Genomic DNA, 17,507 nt, shown 5'->3' on the forward strand with positions numbered 1-17,507 from the left:
GCATAATTTCGCATAATCCTATTATAACATCATAAATTGTTAAAAAAAGCGGTAAAAATATTACAGTTTCTTTTCAAAGAATTACAAAACCCGACAAATTTCTCATTTTGGCGCAAATAAAAAACGCTCTGTTTTTACAAACAGAACGCTTCCGAGTATTTTTATTTTTTCGCTGCAAGCCACTCAGCAACTTGGTTTGCATCATCGCCAGTTATTACGTTTGCAGGCATTTGCCCTTTACCATTTTTAATGATATTCAATATTTCGTCCTTAGAGTACTTTGAGCCAACCTTGGTAAGATTTGGACCCATACCACCTGTCAAATCACCGCCATGACAGCTGGAGCATTTTTGATCAAAAATCTTCGCCGCCGTATCACTGCTGGCTGTTTCCGTTCCTTTGTCAGTTCCTGTGTCTTTACTTGTGTCTTTATCCCCGCCTCCGCAGGCAGCAAGACCCATTACTAATGCAGTTCCCATCAACATTGTAAGCCACTTCTTTTTCACGTTGTTACCCCCTTCAGAAAATATTACCATCAATGCCCTATTATACCAATCCTATGCCCGTTTGAAACCCTCACCTAACACTTCAGCTGCATCCATGACAACGACAAATGCAGATGGGTCAAGGGCTTTAACCAATTGTTTCAATTTTGTGAACTCCGATTGATCTACAACGCACATAAGAACTGGCCGTTCATGGTCAGTAAATCCACCATATGCTGATAGTTTTGTCACACCACGGTCTATTTTATTCAAAATTCCGGCACGAACTTCTTCTTGTTTACCAGTAATGATCATTGCCATTTTTGAACGGCCGAAACCAACCTGAATCAGGTCGATTGTTTTGCTTGTTACATAAAGAGCAATCAATGCATACAAACCTTTTTCGATATCAAATACAATCGCAGCAGCAAGCACGATTAAACCATCAATTATGACGACGCATCGTCCCAGCGAAAACCCTGTATATTTATGAATAATTTGGGCTGCCAGGTCCGTTCCGCCCGTCGATGCTCTTCCCCTAAAGACTATGCCCAGTCCAAGTCCTACACCAATTCCCCCAAACAAAGCCCCAAGGAGGGCGTCATTGGTCCAAGGATCTAAATTCCTAGTAAAAAACACTACTAATGGTAAAAAAATCGTTCCCGCTAGGGTTTTCACACCAAACTGCTTTCCTAATAAAACTACACCAGCTACAAATAAAGGGATATTAAAAGCCCACTGAACATAGGCCGGTTCCCACCCAAGCACTGATTTTAGAATCGTACTAATACCACTTACTCCACCTGAAGCCACTTGGTTCGGAAGTAAGAAAACATTAAAGGTTAAAGCAATGATTGCTGCACCAATTAATACAAAAAGATAATCGATTGCTATTCTCGTTTTAGGATAGGTTAGTGTTAAATTACTTAAGATATTCATAAAGCTATTCTCCTCAAAATTTTAGATACTTTCTATTAGCTGAAAGTGAGTATAGCATGCGTAAATATTGGTGTAAATGGCAGTAAGTTGACGTGGTAAAGGATTAAAATTTTCCTTAGCATTTGCCAGTTAACTGGTTTTTATAAGACGTTAGAGAGGTTAGCGATGGTTTAGTATAGAAGGCGAAGGTTTTATAAAAAATAAGCCTGTGCCGAATTAGTCGGCACAGGCTATAAATACAATTTATGAAATTCTCGATCTGAGATACGAATTAATAAACTGATCCAAATCCCCGTCCATCACAGCCTGAACGTTCCCGCTTTCTGTGCTAGTTCTGTGATCTTTCACCATCGAATAGGGATGGAAAACGTAAGAACGGATTTGACTTCCCCAGCCGATTTCCTTCTGCTCGCCGCGAATTTCTAGAAGTTCTTGTTCCTGACGCTCAATTTCAAGTTGATACAGTTTGGCTTTGAGCATTTTCAGCGCCGCCTCGCGGTTTTTAATTTGCGAACGTTCTGCTTGACATGTAACAACTACACCAGTTGGCAGGTGGGTAATCCGGATGGCCGAATCGGTAGTGTTAATATGCTGTCCGCCCGCACCTGTCGCACGGTAGGTATCAATTTTTAAATCCTCTGTCCGGACTTCTATTTGAATGTCATCGTTAAGTTCAGGCATGACTTCACAGGAAACGAAAGACGTATGACGACGGCCTGAGGAATCGAATGGAGAAATCCTTACCAAACGGTGAACCCCTTTTTCCGCTTTTAAATAGCCATAGGCATTATGACCTTTAATCGCAAGTGTTACACTCTTAATCCCCGCTTCATCACCAGGTAAGTAATCGAGGGTCTCAACCTTAAAGCCCTTTTTTTCCGCCCAGCGGGTATACATCCGTAACAGCATCGAGCCCCAGTCCTGTGATTCTGTTCCGCCTGCACCTGGGTGTAGCTCCAGAATTGCATTATTTTTATCATACTCCTCACTAAGGAGAAGCTGAAGTTCAAATTGGCTCAAACGCGCTGTTAACTGCACGAGTTCATCTTCCAACTCAGCACGTAATTCTTCATCATTTTCTTCTTTAACAAGTTCGTAGGTTAATTCCAAATTTTCAAAGCTGCTATTCAAATCATAAAATTCATTGACCTGATCCTTCAATCCATTTGCTTCACTAATGACGGTCTGCGCTGCTTGCTGATCGTTCCAGAAATCAGGATGAAGCATCTCATCGTCTAATTCAGCAATTCTTGCTTCCTTATTCTCAAGGTCAAAGAGACCCCCTAAAGTCCGCTAATTTCTTAGCTGTTTTTTCAAGTTCATTACGAATTTCTGCTAATTCCATTATTTTCACCTCTATAAAAATTACCTATATCGTATTTTATTCCGAAATCAACGTTCAGTACCTTAACCATTATAGCGTGATAGCAGGGTAAATTTCAAAGTTTGGATTAAAAAAGGGCAACGGAAATATGAGATAGGTCCATGATAATAACGATATTTCCCTTAATCATGTATTAGGGGGCACCAAAAAGTCGACTAAATGACTTATTGGTGCCCCTTATGCTTAGGCTATTTCCCTGAATGTATATTAATGTACAGTTCGTGACTCTTCATAACTACCTTTTGAGTGACAGTCCGCACACTTCGCATGCACCTCTTTATGGGCGGTATCCTTGGAGTGGCAGGTCGTGCAGGATGTATTTTTATCTTTTATCGGCTTGGACGACTACAGGATTAGTACTTTTGTGACAAGTATTACATGTGATCGGATTACCATCTGCATCAATTCTGCCGTCACGGGCATGTTCATGGGTAAGTGATTTTGCATGGCATCCTGCACAGTCTGGTTCATTTGCTTTATGAAGCTCCGGTATGTCGTGGTGATTCAGAAGTCTCGTGGGTGTCGCTTGGTATCCTACATAACCTTTTACCTGGGATCCAGGCTGGTGGCAGAGAATACAATCATTCATTTCACGATTTTCCGTTATCCTGATTGGATTTTTGGATCAACATTGGTTGGCTGATATTTAAATTGTAGGTGTAGATCCATGTGGTGCATAAGCGAACTGTCCATCCGGATCATCATGACACTGACTGCATCCCGCGGAAACAGAAATATAATTATGACAATTATCACAACGACTGTTGGAATGTGTTCCGTGGAAATATAGTTTATTACTATGGACATTTTCCAAATCGCCGTTGCTGCCTGTAAAGCTATTTGATGGATGGCAGGCAGTACAGCTGGAAATATTTGAATCCCTCATGTCAGGGTAAGTATTGGTGTAAAATTTCCACTCTTCACTTATTGAAATACCTGAAATGTCGGAAGCAGCAATATAAACAGTATGGTAAGCCTCATTTTCCAATGACTCTGTTGGAGTATAACTTACTAAGCCTGAATTTGGATCATACTTGAAGCTAACAGCTTAGTCACATAAAAAAGCAGTGAGATTTCACGATGATGAAATTCACTGCTGGAAATTTTAAATAGATCCTAACTTGGATGCCAGGCAACGAGGGATGTATAAATCATAAATATACACACCTCTCTTTTATGGAGTATCAACAATGTTATTTTTGTCGACATCAGTTCCAGTTTCATCTGAAGCAGTAGTACTAGAATCTGTAGTTGTTTGACTACTATCAGTAGCTGTTGAACTATTTTCTGTTGTAGTTGAACTATTTTCATTTGTAGTTGAACTATTTTCCTCCATGGTGGCATCAGATGGCTTTTCTGTTGGACTACTCGTATCTGTTGTTGTTTCGCTTGTATTTTCAGTCGAACTAGGTGCTGTTGGTAAACTTTCTGTTACAGGTTCTGGTTCAGAAATTGGAACGTATTTTGGTCCATGTGCAGCACTTAATATTCTGTCTCTAGCCAACCCACCTGTACCATGGCATAGGGAACATGCCGCTGTTTGACTTGGATGATATTCTGGACTTAATGCCTTTGCCGTTACACCATAAAGCGAAGTAGAACCATTGTGGCACTGCAGACAAAAACGTCTCTCTGTACTAACATCCCAGCCTTTAATATCACCAGTAAACGAGAATGAAGTTGACGCTGGATTATCATGGCCAAACTGGCTTCTCAACAAGAAGGAATTGTTAGAACCATGGGTTTCGTGACATTCAGCACAAGGCATGAAGCCATTCAATTTCCTTCCGTCATCTGATGTAATCGAGTGTTGTGATGTTTCTTTAACTTTATAGAATTTTTTTATATTCGTATGACAGGACAGACATAATGAATAATCTTCCATGGCCCCACTAGATGTTAAAGATTTATTATATTTAAGATACTCATAATATCCTTGTTTAAAGGTTTCACTATCGAAAATACTCTTATTTGTGTTTGAAACAGTATCCAATGCCGTATTATCTTCATGACAGGTAGCACAATCTGTTTCTAAGCTATCCACACTCAATGTTGTTAATCCTCTTTGATTTAAATCAGCAGTCTTATGATTATATACATAGTGGTCTTTTAATAAGTTAGGATTTTCCACAGTCCAATCTAAATGTGGATTATGACATGTCGTACAGGACTCTTGTTGTTTTGCATCTAATCCAGCAGTGTGATGATTCTTACTATCACTATTATCAATAAGTGGTGCATTCGTGGTTCCATCATGACAAGCCAAACAATAGTTTTTGGTTGAATCATCACCAGGTTCTAATTCGAGTTTATCAGTTGAACCTTTATGTGAGCTATGACATGTGGCGCACATATTAGTATTGTTTGAATAATGCCCATGTGGATTGCTACTTGTCTTATGGGTCTCATCATCATAGTCATCCCAATTTACTGCACTTGTTCTTGTTGTAAACTTAAATGATTTTGCATTGACCTTGTTAAGAGTTACATCTCCTATAGCACTGGGAACTAGCTTAGCAGTAAAAGACTTATATAAAGAGAGTTTTTCGTCTGGTGTAAAAGTAATACTGTAAGCATGAATGCCTGGCACTTCAAGATCTTTCAGTGTTGAGGTTCCTTTAATTTCAGTGTCTCCTTGCATCACCTTGACTGCTTTGTCTTGATCAATTTGAGCAATAGGATACTCGTCCACAATAGTAAACTTTATTTTGGCGTTTTTAGGAGTACTTGTTAAATCATCCCCATAGAGGACTACATTATTTGGAAGAACAATCCCCGTACCGGAAATATAAAACTTTACTTTATCCGATTCTATAACATCAGCAGCTGTATCTTTAATTACCACTTTAATTTGATGCGCTCCGTCGCTTAGTCTTTTAGAGAATGTCCATGTTTTTTCTGTTGTATTGATAGTCCATTCGGCAGGATTGTCATCAGAGTTGGATATCTTTCTATCTGGGTCACCTACTTCGTACGCTGTTAATAGTAGATTTTTAGCCCGAACATTATCATAACTACCTTTAACAATAACTTTCGTATCATTCAGTAATGCTTCAGAATCTGTTGTGCTATCTGGTTTGGTAATACTAATTAACGGTAGATCTGCAGCAAAAACTATCATACTTGTGCAGCTGAATAAGGTTAGCAATAAAAAAAGAAGTAACAGACCACTGAGAAATACCTTATTATGACTCAACATAGGATTCATTCAATTCAACTCTTTTTCTGTAAATTTAATTATGTTTATTAAAGTTATTTTTTTATATAGGAGTTACAAATCAATTATAGCAGTGATTTCGGAGGAAAATAGGGCGGAATTTGAGCAATTTATTGTCTGTTTTGTGTCTTTAATATTGACAATTTTGTGTCAAATAGTAGATAATAATAGGAAAGCAAGGTAACATCAATTGCTACCTTGCTCTCTCTAAAAATGACATTTCAACTCTTCAAAGCTAACAAGTAGTGGCGCTATTTGTTGGCTTTTTTATTTGAACTATTCTCTAGTTCCTGGTTGTCCTGGCTTTAATGGGGCTTCACCGTCATCTATGCCAACTCCAGCATCATTAACACCTGAATGACTGCCGTAAATAGCACTAGTAGGACCATCAAGACGGTCGTTGTTTACGTTATTAATGAACTGACCGCCAGAACCGTGACAAGCGTAACATACTGACATACCAGTGTAACGTTTTAATGCAGAAGATGGGTTTGGATCAACATAATAACTTAAGTTTCCTGCGTGATCTCCTTCGTAATAAGACTCATCGTTAGAGTCCTTCATGATTGTAGCATCTGTACCGTGACCGTAGTGGCAACGTACGCAAGTAAGATTGTCTTTTCCAGTTGTGTGGCGGTGTGCTTGAGTATAAGTACCAGTTTTAATAGTACGTGTATTAGACAAATAGTCAGTGTGACAAGCTGAACAATATTTACTCATTTCTGTACCACTATCATAAACATAGTTTGCATAAGTACTATCAAATAAAGATCTAATATTAGTAGTAGTTTCAACATCAATACCTAAAGAGATTGTTGCTTTAGTAACTGCATCAACATCTGCAGAAGTACCAACTGCAAAACCATCTCTCCAGACAATTTTTAGGGTTGTAGGAGCACCAGTTAAGACAGTATTAGCTGCCTCACGGCTAGAACCTCTTAACCAAAGAGAGAAGTCTTTAGAATATGATTTTCCAGTCCATCTGTAGGTTTGGATGACCTTTTGACCTACTACAACACCTTCGCGGCTATACATGTAACCTTCTTTTGTTTTATCTGTAGAAAGATCACCGGCTGCTACAGTTTTCTTAGCAACAATATACGGTGTAGTCATTGATGATGGTAATGAAGCTGTATCTAAGTTAATGATAGTAAGATCTTTGAATAATTTACCATTTTTTCCGTCTGATGTAGATGTGTCATAAGCAACTCCACCCCAGCCGAGTGGATCCATGTTCAAGTTGTTTTCCATTGTTGAACCAGATCCGTGTGGTGCGTGGCAGCTAGCACAGTTAAATTCGTTTCCCCAGATTGTGTTATTGCCTGCTGCTTTGGTGTTTCCTCCAGGAGCCGCACTTACATTAATGGAACCGTCAGATTGGTGAAGGGAACCATTGTGTGTAGTATCTTGTTTAACGTTAAATGTACCAGCGATTTCTTTTGTTGTTTCTTCAGTAGTTGATGCAAATGCGTTGTATGCACCAGTTGTACCATCATGACAAGCAGAACATGTGCTGTATACGCCGTCTTTGAATAATAATGCTTCACCTTCAGCAGCAGTGTGAGTTTGGTGACAAGCAGCACAAGAGTTTGTGTTGTTTTGATAGAAACCGTGTTTATTACCGCCTTTACTAGCAGCTCCAGGTACGCCAGTATGGTTGGCATTAACTAGACCTGAACCATCAACATCTAAAAGTCCTTCAGGGTCATTAGCAATTGAGGCTAAGCTTGGATTCTCATGAGTCCAATTTACTGCATATTTTGTCTCAGTCTCAGTTGTTCCATCCATAAGAACAAATTTGTAAATTACTTTCTGTTCAAAATTAACACCAGCAGAACCATCAGCTGAATAAGGAATATTGATCGTTTTGTACTCAGCAGCTGCACCTGTTGGTTCCGGGTATGCAGGTACATCGCTTAGCATAGCAGATGTATATACTTCTGCATACTCCCCGTCTTGATTCTCATATACCTTTACGCTAAAGTCTTTCGAAGAATCATGACTAGTATTAATAAACTTAAAATCATATCCTGTGCCGTTTGCAGTCAAACTGCCCCAGAAAGCTCCTCTTGCAAATACTGAGGTGCTAAGTATTCCCACTAGAATAATCGTTAAGACTAGTGAGAAGCTAAGTTTCATCTTACTCATTCCAAAAAACCTCCCAGTTTTTCTGTCTCTATTTCTCTCTTTTTCTCTTTTTCTCTTTTTCTCTTTCTCTCTTTTTCTAATTTGTAATACTAATCTCTCCCTCTATTAATGCACCACCTCCTTTAATGTTAAAAAGTTATTAGTAATAAAGACCAACTCTTGCATTAACGGTATCGGTGATAAACACCTCTCCCTTATCATCTACAAACAATCCGTTAGGAAGATAAAATTGCTCTTTTTCGCTGCCAATTCCACCAATTTGAAAAACTTGTTTTCCTTCCTTATCGTATCCATAGAGATAATGAGTCATATTATCGACCATTAATAAAGTTCCATTAGCCTGAACTCCAATTCCTCTTGGATTAACGAATTTAGAACTGCCTTTGCCATCTGCTGAACCGTTAATAATCCGCTTATACTTTCCGTTTTGATCATAAACTACTAGACGTTGATTACCTGTATCGGAAACATAGATATTATTATCATCGTCAACAGTAACTGCGTTTGGCGCATTGAGAGCATCTTTTTTCCCTGTTGCGGTATTAATTTCAAGTAATTTTTTCCCTGTAAGATCAAAGACATTTACTTTGTTTTTCGGAATATCTGTTACATATAGTTTGTTATTGTAAATTCGTAAACCGCCGGGACCTTTTAATGAGTCCTTTTTATTGGCAACTTCAAAGTATTTAATGAATTTTCCCTTTGAAGTAAAAATGGAGATTTTGCCATTGTATAGGTCAGCGACATAAACATTACCATCTTTATCACCAGCAATACCGTATGGAAATTTAAATTGACCTTTATCGGATCCTTCCTTACCAAATTTGAAAATAGGCGTACCCGAAGTATCAAAAGCTTGAACTTGCTTGTGGTTTGTATCTGTTACATAGACATATTGTCCAACTTTCGTAACATCCATTGGTTTTTCAAGCGGGTCATTCATGTCCCCTTGAATGTAATAACTCAAGGTTGGAGGGCCACCTGCATCCACTTTACTAGCCACTTTTATAGCATTATCCTGAAGATTGAAAAAGTAAATCACGGCGAATAAAATGACACTAAGTGCGACAATGGTTCCCATCCATATATACGTTGTCTTTTTTTTCACGGATCCCATCTCCTTCCTTATTTCTTTTTAGTCTTTAGACGTTCTAATGCTTCTAGTGCTGGCTTAAATGTTGGATCATAAGAAAGAGATTCTTTATAAATATCTTCTGCATCTTTAAGTTTTCCTTGGTCCTCTGCCACTAAACCAGTTTCATAGATTACATCTGTATTTCCTGGTTTATAACGATTGGCTGTTTCCAGTGCCTCAGTTGCTTTATCATACATTTTTAATTTACGGTGGCTTCTTGCTTTTAATAAAAGACTTTTATAATCTTGCGGAGCAAGTTTAGATGCCTTACTAGCCATTTGCAGTGCATCGTCAGTGCGTTTTTGCTTGTCATAAACAATAGCCAAATTCAAGTAGGCAGCATAATAATCTTTATCCAAGCTTTTCGCTGTCTGATATTCTTTTATAGCTTTGTCATCGTCACCCTTTAAAAAGTAACTATAACCTAATTGCACTCTTAAACTTGCATCATTAGGTTTCTGTTCAACAAGTGCTTTGTTATATTCTATCTGCTTGACGATTTCATCATCATTTTTATTCCACAGGTATTTAGCACTTACATAATATCCTGCAGAGAGACAAATCGCTAAGGTCACAACAAGAATAATTAGCGATTGCCACCATGTAAAGCGGTCTTTCTTGACCTTTTTAATATTTTCTGTTCTGGATTGTTCCTGGGCATCAGGCTTAACTTGACTTTCCATATTAGCCCTCCTAATCTAATAAATTACTAATCTTCTTTATGGCATGATGTACATTTAGGTTTATTATGACAGGTATAACAAAAATCAGTTGGTCTTGTTGCATCTTGAATATTAACTGGATGTCTTTCTTTAAAATTCTTGTCAGCATGCATTGCTGGATGACAGCTATTACACGTAACATTATTCGTTTTATTAAATCCAGTCTTTTGTTTATCATGGCAGGCAAGACATGTTTCCGTACTCACCTTAGCTTTAGCACCATGAAGATTGACAAAACCTTTAACGTGATTTTTTGGTTTCGTCGTATGACAATCTTTACAAAACGTATTTTCCTTAGCATAATCTTGAGCTGAAATCTGGGTTGTTTTCGAGTCTGTATTACTTAAAAATTGTTGTGAAGCAGGGATTTCTACAAAACCCTTTATTTCAGTTTCGGACATATATGAATGACATTTATTACAGCTTTTTAAATCTATCTTAGCTAACTCTCCGTGACTACCAGTTTTAAAATCCGACTCTTTGTGGGATTTCGGTAACACACCAGTGGTATGACAAGTTATACACTCGGTAGATACGTCACGTACTTCATGACATTCCACACAAGTTTCCATTTTAGTCTTAGTAAACTTCAAATCACTCATCATTGATTTTCCCAGTGAGTCATCCCATTTTCCATAGTCTGTTTTGAAGGTTACTTGACGTTCTGCTATTTTCCCATGTGCAACGCCACTATGACACTGAGTACATTTAACATCCTTGGCTAAGTGCTTATCATGTGGAATAATAATATCCCCAGAAGGTGTTACTTCTCGTTTTTCCATATTGTGACATGATTCACATGCTGAATTTGGTATATTTTTTGGCATTTGAATTGGTGCTGAGTAGGTGTTCATCGTCTTTTTATATAACTCGACAACCCCGTTAGCTTTATTCTTTGCTAGATTCTTGGCCCCAGGCTGGATATGACAGCTAACACAATCCACTTCACTATGCGTGGAGGCTTTCCACGTATAGTACTCGGGTTTCATCTCATGACATGATGAGCAGTACCCTGAGCTAGAAGTAGCCTTTAGCCCAGAGAACCCAAGTGCAAGGAAGATTACTATAAAAAACAGTGCAAGAGTCATAAACTTAATTAATTTATACCGATAACGAGGAGGGGCCGATCGCATTTCCTTTTCCTCTTCCATAAAAGCGTCCCTCCAGATTGTTAATTAATTACTTTCCATCAGATTTAAAGCCAGTTCTATGGCAGTATTGGCAATAAACATCTGTAGGCGCTTTTGCATCAGTCGGGCCTGCTTTTGGTTTTTCACGATCATGACAGACCATACATTCAGATTTCTGGGTTGCTGTTTTTGCCTTATCAGCATGTGCTGTCAGCCATTGATCACTTTCACCATGTCCCGAAGGGCGATCAGCGTGACAGGCGCTACAGAATTTATTTGTTCGTGCTTGATCTTTTACAAGTGTTAAGTTTGGCGTGTATTTAACTTTTTGATTGCCCATTTTTAGAAGGGACATAATATCTTCTTTCGGAATTGCTCTAACCCATTTAGAATCTTGGTGACAGTTAACGCACTTATCTAGCAGTTGAACTGCGGTCCTGCCATGATTATTGCTCCAATTAACAGTTTGGTGTGTTTTTGGAATTTCCGTTTGCTTGTGGCAGGTTTTACATTCCATTGAAATCTTAACGTCTTTCTTTTGTTTACCAATCGCTTGTAAGATGATTTCTTGTGTTTTTACATCATGCTCTGCTGCAACTGCTTCCGGATTTTCTCCTTCAGTTGTGGCTTCAGTTGAGACTTTAGCTGTTGCTTCTTTTGATTTTTCTTCGAGTTTTTTCTCTAATTCTTCTGGATTTGGCGGAACGTTATATGCAGCTTCTTTCCAAGGCTTTTCGCCATTATTTACTTTGTCATGGCAGTCAATACAAGTGCCCATATTAGGCCTCAAGTATTTTTTTTCCATTAACTTTTCAGCACTTTCCTTTGTCCATTCACCACGTACTTCTTCAACGTTGATTCCGCGGGTTGCCATTTTTGCGTGAACAACACCAGCATGACAAGTAATACAAGGGATATCTTTCTCGATATGGCCTTTGTGATTAACCTTTAAGTCACCAGACGCTGTAACTAGACGGTTCTTCGAGTGACATTGCAAACAGTTTTCGTTTGAAACTGCTTCTTCTTCAGTTTGAACGATTTGTTCAGGTACTCCAGTTACGTGATAATATACTTCTTTCACCGATTTCATCTTGTGTGTGATCATGTTCGTAAAGCCAGGCTTGATATGACACTGAACACATGAAATCTGATTGTGGGCACTTGCAGTAAACGTTGAATATTCGGGTGCCATTTCATGACAACTCGCACAGAAAGTCGGGGAGTTTGTCATGGTTAAAACTCCATATCCTCCCCCAAAAACAACAATACAGCCAACAAGTGAAACAAACAGTAATTTCCACCTGTTCACTGGGTTCTTCCAGTCAATCCCTCGAAACTTTTGCCATAATCCTCGAATCAGGCCAGCCTTTTTTCTATCTTCTCTACTTTCGGGATCTTTATCTTTATTTTTTTTCCCCCAAATGGCCACTTAACTCACCCTTCCCATTTTGGATTCTTTCTCTCTCTATATTTTCCATATCAACCTCTCTAAAGGTAGTATCTAACATTGTAAGAGTATATTCCAATGTACAATTTGTGAATAATATTTCAAAGAAACGAAATGAGTAATTTCTACTAAAAACAACACATAAATGTTGTTATCACAATGATATTTAATACTATGTTAATGTTGTTTATTTTGCATACAAATGAGTATTTATTCATTTTCGTAATTTTTTATACATTTTTCAAGCTTTTTTCGAGCTTTGAATTTCTAGTTGAAAATACATTCTCAAAATCACGTCATATTTCTGACATATATGACGAAAAATCGAACTTATCGAAGTCCAAGCTGAAGTGATTGACTTGGAAGGAAATATAATAGATGATTGTACGAATCTTGTTTCCTTCTATGATTGTTGTCACTGTATTGTGGAAATGGTAAGATAAAAAAGGAAAATAGCGAATATTCTTGAATGGATTTTTTTTAAAATAGTGTATTAGTCTCGATAAAAAGGAGCGTTCATCAGATATGGGGATTTTAGATAAAGTGTTTGACTTGAACAAGCGTGAGCTGAAGCGCCTAGACAAGCTTGCGGTGAAAATTGACGCGCTGGCTGCGGAAACAGAAAGGTTGACCGATGACCAGCTGCGCGAGAAAACGGAAGAGTTCAAGTCCCGCTATCAAAACGGGGAGTCTTTAGATGATCTCCTGGTTGAAGCATTTGCTGTTGTCCGTGAAGGTGCTAAGCGTGTACTCGGTTTATATCCGTACCATGTTCAGTTAATGGGGGGGATTTCTCTTCATGAAGGGAACATATCGGAGATGAAAACAGGGGAAGGTAAAACGTTAACTGCGACCATGCCGGTTTATTTGAACGCACTTTCTGGTCGAGGTGTTCACGTTGTTACTGTCAACGAATACTTAGCAAGTCGTGACGCCGCCGAAATGGGTGAATTGTATCAATTCCTTGGTTTAACGGTTGGCTTAAATTTAAATAGTATGGATAAGGAAGAAAAACAAGCAGCCTATGCTGCTGATATTACGTATGGAACGAATAACGAATTTGGTTTCGATTACTTGCGTGATAACATGGTCCTATATAAGGAACAAAAAGTGCAGCGACCACTTTTCTTCGGAGTGATTGACGAGGTTGACTCTATTTTAATTGATGAAGCACGTACACCGTTAATTATCTCAGGGTCAGCACAAAAATCGGCTGTCCTCTATATTCAGGCCAATGGCTTTGTTAAGATGCTTTCAAAAGAAACAGATTATACGTACGATGAAAAAACGAAGGGCGTAATGTTGACCGAAGAAGGAATTAGTAAAGCTGAGAAAGCTTTTGGCATTGATAACCTTTTCGATATGTCCCACGTAACCTTAAATCATCATATTAACCAAGCCTTAAAAGCAAATGTCAGCATGCATCTTGACGTTGACTATGTGGTTCAAGACGGCGAAATTGTCATTGTTGACCAGTTTACCGGTCGTTTAATGAAAGGCCGCCGCTATAGCGAGGGCTTGCACCAAGCGATTGAGGCGAAAGAAGGCCTCGAAGTTCAAAACGAAAGTATGACTATGGCAACGATTACGTTCCAAAACTACTTCCGGATGTACGAAAAATTAGCAGGGATGACCGGTACTGCAAAAACGGAAGAAGAAGAATTCCGTAATATTTATAACATGAATGTTATTGTTATTCCTACGAATCGCCCTATTGCCCGTGATGACCGTCCAGATTTAATTTATTCTTCTATGAACGGTAAATTCCGTGCCGTTGTTGAGGATATCGCGGTCCGTCACCAGCAAGGACAGCCTGTACTTGTGGGTACGGTGGCAATCGAAACGTCTGAGCTTATCTCCAATTATTTAGTAAAAAAAGGGATTCGCCATAATGTGTTGAATGCGAAAAACCATGAACGTGAAGCTGAGATTATTGCCGAAGCTGGACACAAAGGGGCCGTCACCATCGCAACGAACATGGCTGGACGTGGGACGGACATTAAGCTCGGTGAAGGGGTATTAGAATTAGGAGGACTTGCTGTCATTGGAACGGAGCGTCATGAAAGCCGACGGATTGATAATCAGCTGCGTGGCCGTTCTGGACGTCAAGGGGACCCAGGTATTACTCAGTTTTATTTATCCATGGAAGATGAACTGATGCGCCGCTTTGGGTCAGATAATATGAAAGCAATGATGGAACGACTTGGCATGGATGATACACAGCCAATCCAGAGTAAAATGGTATCAAGAGCGGTTGAATCGGCACAAAAACGTGTTGAGGGCAACAACTTTGATGCTCGTAAACAACTCTTACAATATGATGATGTTCTTCGTCAGCAGCGTGAAATTATCTACACCCAGCGTGATGAAGTACTAGAGTCTGAAAATCTCCGTGACATCGTTCAAAAGATGATTTTAAACTCCATCGAGCGAAATGTCGATGCTCATGCATCACGTCATGAGGATGAAGAAGAATGGAATCTTGAAGCTATCATCGATTTTGTGAATGCCTCCCTTCTCCAAGAGGGTGACATTATAGTGGATGACTTGAAAGGAAAAGAACCTGACGAGATCCGCGATACGATTTTTGCAAAAGTGAAGGAACGTTACGATGAAAAAGAGGAGATTCTCTTCCCTGAGCAGATGCGCGAATTTGAAAAGGTTGTAACACTGCGTGCGGTAGATTCCAAATGGATTGATCACATTGACGCAATGGATCAGCTTCGTCAAGGGATTCATTTACGTGCCTATGGTCAAATCGATCCGCTCCGTGAGTACCAGCATGAAGGATTTGCGATGTTTGAAGCGATGGTTCAATCGATTGAGGATGAAGCGGCCATGTACATCATGAAGGCTGAAATCCGCAATAATCTTGAGCGTCAAGAAGTGGCAAAAGGTCAAGCGGTGAACCCAAAAGAAGACGGGGAAGCCGTTAAGAAAAAGCCAAAAGTTAAGCAACTTGATGTAGGCCGTAATGATCCATGTATTTGTGGCAGCGGCAAGAAATACAAGAACTGCTGCGGGGCAGGAAAATAAAATTTTGTTTTGATAGGCCGGCGATCATGTATCGCTGGCTTTTTTATTATTAGGAATTAGTGGCAACTGGTGGAATTGTAGATAAGTAGCCGGAATTTGTAGATATCTTCTGAAAATTGTGGATATTATTCACGGAATTGTGCGTGAATTTCAGTAATTCTCGGTTATCCACATGGGGATAACTTTCAATAGGAAATTTTATAAAGAAAAAACAAGTAAGTAGCTAGTAAATTAGAATAATGAAATTTATGCGCATATAAAAAAACGCCGCTCCGTTTAAGAGCAGCGTTCTTCTTTATATATGTTTAGTGTGCCTCGATTAAACCATATCGGCCGTCACGGCGCTTATAAACAACGTTTGTTCTGTGTGTGTCTGCATTAGTAAATACGTAGAAACTATGGCCCAACATATTCATCTGTAAAATAGCTTCTTCACTATCCATTGGCTTAAGGTCGAAGCGCTTTGTACGAACTAATTCTAAATCATCCTCATCTAATTCATGCACTTCTGTGTTTTCAGTTGTTGCAAATGTAATTGGAAAGTCGCCTTTTTCGCGGAATTTGCGGTTTACCTTTGTTTTGTGCTTGCGAATTTGGCGCTCTAATTTGTCAGTTATCAAGTCAATCCCAGCATACATATCAACATTTGTTTCTTCTGCACGAAGAACAAGTTGTGGAAGCGGAATCGTTACCTCTACTTTAGAAGTTTTATCTTGATTGAATCTTAGATTCACATTTACCTTTGCATCAGGTGCTTCTGTAAAATAGCGTTCCAATTTTGCGATTTTCTTTTCTACATACTCTCTAATTGCTGGAGTTACCTCAATGTTTTCACCACGAACGTTATAATTCATTTGTGGATTCCTCCTTTAGTTAAGGCTATGTATTAACATTTCTATTTTACCCTATGATTATCCTGCTAAATCAGAACAAAAATTTTGTCGATTTATTGACAAAAACAAAGGTAATATAGTGACAAGGTTTTACATGACCTTTGACATCAACAGGTGATTTTTACTAAAATGAATGGTTATTCACTATTATTGTAATCTTTCTTGGAACAACTATCCAGTCAGAAGCTCACAACAAAGTAAATTGAACATTCAACCGAATTGGATGATTCACTATCTAACTATCTAGCAATTGTCAGCGATTGAATGCTGGCTGCGCCTGCCTCCTTCAATCGTTTGGCAGCATGCCTTAGTGTGGAGCCGGTTGTGTAAATATCATCGATTAGGATCACTTTTTTTCCTATTACATTGACATCCGGATGAACCTGAAAGACTTGCGGGAGATGGATTCGCTCCGTCCGGGATTTTTTCGATTGCTTTTCAGAGTGAACCCGGCTGAGGAAACGTGCAGGGGAAAAGCCTGCTTCGATGAGAAGTGACTCTGCTTGATTAAATCCCCGCTCATATTGCCGTTCGCCACTTAATGGGATAGGCACCAGCAGTTCGGGGGATAATTCGCCTATTTTACCCTTGAAAAGTTCCGAAAATATCTTTGCTAATACATAATCACCGCGAAATTTAAACGTTGCAATGACTTCTTTTAAAAAATCATTATAGAGGAAAAAGGAATGGTTTTTCTCAAGGCTTCCTTGCCATTTTGGGTCTTCCTCCCAGCGGAAGCAATCATGACACACATCCCCATTACGAAATTGATCATTTATTTGGGATAACGGCCGGCAGCATATTCGGCATTGGTCCCCTTGAATTGGTTCTAATTTTCCTTCACAGACAGGGCAAATATGATGGTCCCTATCAATGGAGAAAATAGCTTGCCATCCGATGCTTGGCACAATCAATTCATGGCAGATTAGACATCGATTTTGATGGAATAAATTCATTATTAAAACTCCTTT

Annotated in this window: 14 protein-coding genes; 1 reads left to right on the top strand and 13 read right to left on the bottom strand. The window is 39.0% G+C overall.

Annotated features, from left to right (window positions below; translation table 11 throughout):
* Positions 1 to 161: 161 nt before the first annotated feature.
* The 11 genes from cccB to QNH17_RS25330 all read right to left on the bottom strand — a co-directional run bounded on the left by cccB (position 162) and on the right by QNH17_RS25330 (position 12,589).
* Positions 162 to 506, bottom strand: a complete 345-nt coding sequence (gene cccB / locus QNH17_RS25280) for a cytochrome c551 (protein WP_283875886.1) — start codon at positions 504 to 506, stop codon at positions 162 to 164.
* Between the two features lie 51 nt (positions 507 to 557).
* A complete protein-coding gene (locus QNH17_RS25285; RefSeq protein WP_144554097.1) occupies positions 558 to 1,424 on the bottom strand; it encodes a YitT family protein in 867 nt (288 codons plus the stop codon).
* 243 nt (positions 1,425 to 1,667) lie between these two features.
* A protein-coding gene (gene prfB / locus QNH17_RS25290) for a peptide chain release factor 2 (protein WP_283875888.1) occupies positions 1,668 to 2,769 on the bottom strand; the annotation gives its coding sequence in 2 pieces (ribosomal slippage) (positions 1,668 to 2,696 and positions 2,698 to 2,769; 1,101 coding nt in all).
* Positions 2,770 to 3,130: 361 nt separating this feature from the next.
* On the bottom strand, positions 3,131 to 3,397 hold the full coding sequence (locus tag QNH17_RS25295; RefSeq protein ID WP_283875889.1) for a hypothetical protein: 267 nt from the start codon (positions 3,395 to 3,397) through the stop codon (positions 3,131 to 3,133).
* A gap of 57 nt (positions 3,398 to 3,454) precedes the next feature.
* Positions 3,455 to 3,796 (bottom strand): hypothetical protein, encoded by a 342-nt coding sequence (locus QNH17_RS25300; protein ID WP_283875890.1) that lies wholly within the window; start codon positions 3,794 to 3,796, stop codon positions 3,455 to 3,457.
* A gap of 186 nt (positions 3,797 to 3,982) precedes the next feature.
* Positions 3,983 to 6,016, bottom strand: a complete 2,034-nt coding sequence (locus QNH17_RS25305; protein WP_283875891.1) for a cytochrome c3 family protein — start codon at positions 6,014 to 6,016, stop codon at positions 3,983 to 3,985.
* Between the two features lie 285 nt (positions 6,017 to 6,301).
* Positions 6,302 to 7,948, bottom strand: a complete 1,647-nt coding sequence (locus QNH17_RS25310) for a cytochrome c3 family protein (protein WP_283875892.1) — start codon at positions 7,946 to 7,948, stop codon at positions 6,302 to 6,304.
* 364 nt (positions 7,949 to 8,312) lie between these two features.
* On the bottom strand, positions 8,313 to 9,281 hold the full coding sequence (locus QNH17_RS25315) for an NHL repeat-containing protein (protein WP_283875893.1): 969 nt from the start codon (positions 9,279 to 9,281) through the stop codon (positions 8,313 to 8,315).
* Positions 9,282 to 9,298: 17 nt separating this feature from the next.
* The gene (locus QNH17_RS25320; protein WP_283875894.1) at positions 9,299 to 9,991 is read right to left on the bottom strand and encodes a tetratricopeptide repeat protein; all 693 of its coding nucleotides are present in this window, start codon (positions 9,989 to 9,991) and stop codon (positions 9,299 to 9,301) included.
* Between the two features lie 26 nt (positions 9,992 to 10,017).
* Positions 10,018 to 11,181 (bottom strand): cytochrome c3 family protein, encoded by a 1,164-nt coding sequence (locus QNH17_RS25325; RefSeq protein WP_283875895.1) that lies wholly within the window; start codon positions 11,179 to 11,181, stop codon positions 10,018 to 10,020.
* A gap of 28 nt (positions 11,182 to 11,209) precedes the next feature.
* The gene (locus QNH17_RS25330; protein WP_283875897.1) at positions 11,210 to 12,589 is read right to left on the bottom strand and encodes a cytochrome c3 family protein; all 1,380 of its coding nucleotides are present in this window, start codon (positions 12,587 to 12,589) and stop codon (positions 11,210 to 11,212) included.
* 543 nt (positions 12,590 to 13,132) lie between these two features.
* Between QNH17_RS25330 and secA the strand changes: the two genes are divergently transcribed.
* Entirely contained in the window at positions 13,133 to 15,643 is a 2,511-nt protein-coding gene (secA, locus tag QNH17_RS25335; RefSeq protein ID WP_283875898.1) for a preprotein translocase subunit SecA, read from the top strand.
* Between the two features lie 305 nt (positions 15,644 to 15,948).
* Here secA and hpf read toward each other — a convergent pair whose 3' ends face one another.
* Together hpf and QNH17_RS25345 are read right to left on the bottom strand one after the other, a co-directional pair.
* Complete coding sequence (gene hpf, locus QNH17_RS25340; protein WP_283875899.1) at positions 15,949 to 16,497, bottom strand: ribosome hibernation-promoting factor, HPF/YfiA family; 549 nt, start codon at positions 16,495 to 16,497, stop codon at positions 15,949 to 15,951.
* A gap of 278 nt (positions 16,498 to 16,775) precedes the next feature.
* Positions 16,776 to 17,492: a ComFC family protein gene (locus tag QNH17_RS25345; RefSeq protein WP_283875900.1), complete on the bottom strand. Its 717-nt coding sequence runs from the start codon at positions 17,490 to 17,492 to the stop codon at positions 16,776 to 16,778.
* Between the last annotated feature and the right edge of the window lie 15 nt (positions 17,493 to 17,507).

Source organism: Neobacillus sp. SuZ13 (assembly GCF_030123365.1).
Taxonomy (GTDB): domain Bacteria; phylum Bacillota; class Bacilli; order Bacillales; family Cytobacillaceae; genus Neobacillus.

Coding starts and splice junctions, on each gene's coding strand:
- secA (WP_283875898.1), top strand. CDS start 13,133: ATGGGGATTTTAGATAAAGTGTTTGACTTGAACAAGCGTGAGCTGAAG.
- QNH17_RS25345 (WP_283875900.1), bottom strand. CDS start 17,492: ATGAATTTATTCCATCAAAATCGATGTCTAATCTGCCATGAATTGATT.
- QNH17_RS25320 (WP_283875894.1), bottom strand. CDS start 9,991: ATGGAAAGTCAAGTTAAGCCTGATGCCCAGGAACAATCCAGAACAGAA.
- QNH17_RS25325 (WP_283875895.1), bottom strand. CDS start 11,181: ATGGAAGAGGAAAAGGAAATGCGATCGGCCCCTCCTCGTTATCGGTAT.
- QNH17_RS25310 (WP_283875892.1), bottom strand. CDS start 7,948: ATGCTAAGCGATGTACCTGCATACCCGGAACCAACAGGTGCAGCTGCT.
- QNH17_RS25305 (WP_283875891.1), bottom strand. CDS start 6,016: ATGAATCCTATGTTGAGTCATAATAAGGTATTTCTCAGTGGTCTGTTA.
- QNH17_RS25285 (WP_144554097.1), bottom strand. CDS start 1,424: ATGAATATCTTAAGTAATTTAACACTAACCTATCCTAAAACGAGAATA.
- hpf (WP_283875899.1), bottom strand. CDS start 16,497: ATGAATTATAACGTTCGTGGTGAAAACATTGAGGTAACTCCAGCAATT.
- QNH17_RS25295 (WP_283875889.1), bottom strand. CDS start 3,397: ATGAATGATTGTATTCTCTGCCACCAGCCTGGATCCCAGGTAAAAGGT.